Origin of the sequence: Sinorhizobium glycinis (assembly GCF_001651865.1) — a bacterium.
Lineage (GTDB): Bacteria > Pseudomonadota > Alphaproteobacteria > Rhizobiales > Rhizobiaceae > Sinorhizobium > Sinorhizobium glycinis.
This window is the reverse complement of sequence record NZ_LPUX01000027.1, coordinates 1-3,846: the sequence shown is the minus strand read 5'-3', so window position 1 is coordinate 3,846 and position 3,846 is coordinate 1. Positions and strand designations below refer to the sequence as shown.

General features: G+C 57.4%; 3 protein-coding genes and 2 pseudogenes. 3 read left to right on the top strand and 2 right to left on the bottom strand.

Annotated elements, in window-relative coordinates; translation table 11 throughout:
* Positions 1-131: 131 nt before the first annotated feature.
* A pseudogene (locus AU381_RS27815) lies at positions 132-439 on the top strand (ATP-binding protein); the annotation flags it as partial.
* A gap of 111 nt (positions 440-550) precedes the next feature.
* On the opposite strand, the gene AU381_RS00300 reads toward AU381_RS27815, so the two are convergent.
* On the bottom strand, positions 551-1,153 hold the full coding sequence (locus AU381_RS00300; protein ID WP_014857797.1) for a hypothetical protein: 603 nt from the start codon (positions 1,151-1,153) through the stop codon (positions 551-553).
* A gap of 1,574 nt (positions 1,154-2,727) precedes the next feature.
* Entirely contained in the window at positions 2,728-3,033 is a 306-nt protein-coding gene (locus AU381_RS29330) for a hypothetical protein (RefSeq protein ID WP_153297037.1), read from the bottom strand.
* A gap of 19 nt (positions 3,034-3,052) precedes the next feature.
* On the opposite strand from AU381_RS29330, the pseudogene AU381_RS31150 reads away from it, so the two are divergent.
* A pseudogene (locus tag AU381_RS31150) lies at positions 3,053-3,151 on the top strand (IS630 family transposase); the annotation flags it as partial.
* Positions 3,152-3,255: 104 nt separating this feature from the next.
* The coding region (locus AU381_RS00290) for an IS256 family transposase (RefSeq protein WP_174552515.1) at positions 3,256-3,846 on the top strand (591 nt) is incomplete at its 3' end.

Genomic DNA, 3,846 nt, shown 5'->3' with positions numbered 1-3,846 from the left:
TCCAAGCCCGCGTCATTGGCGCGGGATAAAATCCGTCACCACCAAAACTGCGTCAGAGCCAATTTTGCACGCCGATTGACATCAGGCCACTGCCGAAGCGAACACAGCCGGGATCGCGTTGTTCATGAGGCTTGATTGGCGGCGACTGGATCGATGCGCACGACGATCTGGCCATGCGAGGACCGTCCGGCGTCGGAGAGAGCTGGTTGGCTTGCGCTCGGGCACAAAGCCTGACGCGATGGTTGCGCCGTCCTTTACCAGTGCGGCGCAAGGCCGTTTGCCCAACTGACGCTTGCTCGTGGAGGGCGATATGCGCGCCTGCCGCGCACCATTTTCAGCTGTTGATCCTGAACGATTGGCGCCTCGAACCTCTCTTTTGATCAAGCGCGAAAATAATCTCCTCGAGATCGTCGAAGGCCGTGACGGACACTGCTCCACCTTCACCGTCGGCTGGGCACACCACTGGTTCCCCGCTTTCGAGCAGGCCTCGGAACTCGCGGCGAATAACGTCCTGCAGCATTTTCTCGGTCCGGCGTCAGTTGACGCGAACTCACGAGGCGTCGAAACGCTCAAGCATCTTTTTGAGCTGAGCGTTCTGCAGATAAAGTTTTTGAGCCAGCAGACGTCGCAGCTCTTTGATTTCCTCGTCGAGGATTGCCACTTCGTTGAAGAAAGTATCCCCGGACGACGAGGTTTGTACGGTCTCAGCTTCATTTGTGGCGACAGCGCTCTGCGCAACCCCCTCGGCGCGCGCGTTCTTGGAGCGTTCTCGACGTCTGATCTCCGGCTTCTTTTGGGAATTTGCGCTTGTCTGGCTTTGCGGCCCCAGCCTCTTCCCAGCCGCATCCGATTGTTTGGTTTCACTTCGTGCAGGGGTTCCAGGCTCTTGAATGTCAGCTGTGAGGTTCATTTCCTGCAGGGGATTGGGGTCGCTTTCCAGCTGGTCCGAAAACATCGACCCGCGATCAACCGCGGAATCGTGATCAGGAGTGCCAGAAGCTTGCGTTGGCTTGTCGAACGGAAGTGGCGACTTGTTTTCCGTTTCGCTTTCGATCACTTCGGGATCAGTGTCAGGCGCAATAAAATTCTCTTGCACGCTTGCCGATCGTCGTCGCGACGCCAATTGAGCAAGAAATTTCCACGGTGTCTTCATAATGTTCCTACCCTCGAAATCGTGGCCTGCGAACGCGCTGCAGGCATGTGCCTTTCCAATGCCCCTCAGCCGCCATCGTAACGTGCCATCGTCGAATATCTCCCCTCCTCAACATGGACTGGGGGACATTGTCTCTACAAGCGCCTTTTTGCTGGTGATCGCGTGCCAGCATACACAGCCGCATTGCGGTATCGTCCCGGCGTGTGGACCTCGGCTCCGGACCGCCCCATGGAGTGCTTGGAGCATTCTGATCACTGGTTGTGAAGGGGAGCGCACCGCAAGCACTGCGAAGGTTGAAATGGTCCCCTCCATATGACGAAAGGAGGCGATGCAAATCCACCAGCCCGCTGGCGAGCTGGCGAAGACGCGAATTAAGGGAAAATTGACGCGCATCATCCCCAGAAGCTGCTCATGCGAGAGGACACTGATTTTGAGAAAGGCCATCAGAAGAGTGAACTCGCAGAGAGCTTGAGTTTACAATCCGTTCCTCGATGCAAGCGGCGCCCATTCGCCAGACATCGAAATGGAAAATCCTGTTGCAGTGACGCTTCCGGCGGCCCGCGTAACGCGGCACGCACGCGGGCCAGGGCCTCCGGCGAGGCAAAGGGTTTGGTGATGTAGTTGCGGGCGCCGGTTTCGAGCCCGGTCACCTTGTCAGCCCGGATAGCGCTGTATAGCTGCAGAAACGGTCGAGACCCGAGATCTCGCGGAAAAGCCGCCGCGCGGTCCGGACGGGACAAGCCTTCACGCGTTCGCGAAGATAGGTCGCGAGCCGGTCGCCAAACATTGTGTTTTGCTTGCGTTGGCCATATTTCGGAGCCTCTAGCCCCCGCTCGACGTACTTGCGCGCGTTCTTGCGATCCATAGCCAATCTGTTTGGCGGTCGCTGACACCGATAGCCCTTGCCCGTGTAGATCCAGGATTATCGTCGTCTCCCCCAGCTTGATTGGCGAAATCCCCTCCCGACCATCGGGAGTAGTATCAGTGACGACGCGCCGAGGATACTCCGGACCCCGCCTCGGAAGACCGGCTACGGCGCAAACTGGCGCAGATCCCGCCACGTTTGAGTTGTTCCAGTATCGAGAACCATTCTGCATATGTCCGTCAGGCCGACTTCCTAATCCTGCTCTTGAGAGTCTCACGCAGATGCGGTCGCGGCGTCTGGGAGAAGCAACAGTTCGACCCTCCGCCAAGTCCAATCGTGTAGTTCCAGGACTTCGAGAAATTGATCGGTAGTTCCGCTCGTCATTCATATCCGGGTCGGACCCAGCTCAAGTTACCGAGTTCCCGGCATCAGAGCACCTCTAGTCTAAAAGCGATCGCGAAAGAATTTCGCCTTCTCTCTTTCAGTTTAAGTCAACTTTCTCTATCGCCGTTCAGAAGATTGCGATAGCTGTTTATTTGGATGGCAAAGATCCACGCCATGGATGAATGCGTATCAAGTCGGGTACGGTGGATGATGCTGGAGACATGGCGCATGAGAGCGCACACGGCCGCTGGGAGAGCTTGAAATGGCCGGGTCAAAGGAACCGGCGTTCCTCAGACAACTGAGCCTCGATTGTTTTGTCTGGTCTTCAATTATCGAGATCGGCCGAGCTTCCTTCAAGGAAGGAGTGAGGAGATTCTTGGGTGGCGACATCAGGCGCATCGCCAGCAGCACACAAGAGTACGCGGATTTCGTATCCTGACATCCTGAAGCGGCGGCCTTCATAGGCGCTGGTGCGACCTCCCAGTCTAGCAGCCACCCTCCCGTCCAGCAAGAACAGCTGCTCCCTCAACAGGCGCAGGATCGATCGGGCCGTCTGGGAATCCCAGACGCATCTGCCACATGCGCCTGGAACACGTTCTTCATCATATCCACCCAATTGTGATTTCGACATGGACGCCTCCCTTGGATAGCTCCCGCCGTATGGCCCGATTTCACCCGATCGAGAATACACACTCTCAAAGCTCAAAGCCTTGTTGAGAAAAGCCGCTGAACGATCCATCGAGAGCCTCTCAACGATGACGTCCCAGGGAGTGGTGTAGCTCGATAGCGGTGGTCACCAGTGTTTTCCGGTAGGGTCGGGTTGTTCAAGACCAACCTGATGGAAAGACCACCGATGACCGACGATATGATGAACGTGCGCTCGCTTGTTGAGAAGAGTGCTGACGCCGATTTGTTGCGTGAGATGATCGGCTTTGCGGCCGAGCGGGTGATGGAGCTGGAGGTTGGCAGTGCGACCGGTGCTGGCTACGGCGAGAAGAATGCGATGCGGTTGGCGCAACGCAACGGCTACCGCGACCGGGATTGGGAGACACGCGCCGGAACGGTCGAGCTTCGCATTCCGAAGCTGCGCAAGGGCAGCTATTTCCCAAGCTTCCTCGAACCGCGTCGGATGGCGGAGAAGGCTCTGACAGCGGTCATCCAGGAAGCGTACATTCAGGGCATCTCGACGCGTTCTGTCGACGATCTGGTCAAAGCGATGGGCATGAGCGGCATCTCCAAAAGCCAGGTAAGCCGCCTGTGCGAAGAGATCGACGTCAAGGTGAAGGCGTTCCTCGAAAGACCGATCGAGGGCGATTGGCCTTATCTGTGGATCGATGCCACCTACCTGAAAGTCAGACGCGGTGGCCGCATCGTTTCCGTTGCCGTCATCATCGCCGTTGGCGTCAACACCGATGGCCGGCGCGAGGTTCTGGGCATGGAAGTT

What these genes read in the sequence shown, in the direction of transcription:
- AU381_RS00300 (WP_014857797.1), bottom strand. Translation starts at nt 1,153, where the DNA reads ATGAAGACACCGTGGAAATTTCTTGCTCAATTGGCGTCGCGACGACGA.
- AU381_RS29330 (WP_153297037.1), bottom strand. Translation starts at nt 3,033, where the DNA reads ATGTCGAAATCACAATTGGGTGGATATGATGAAGAACGTGTTCCAGGC.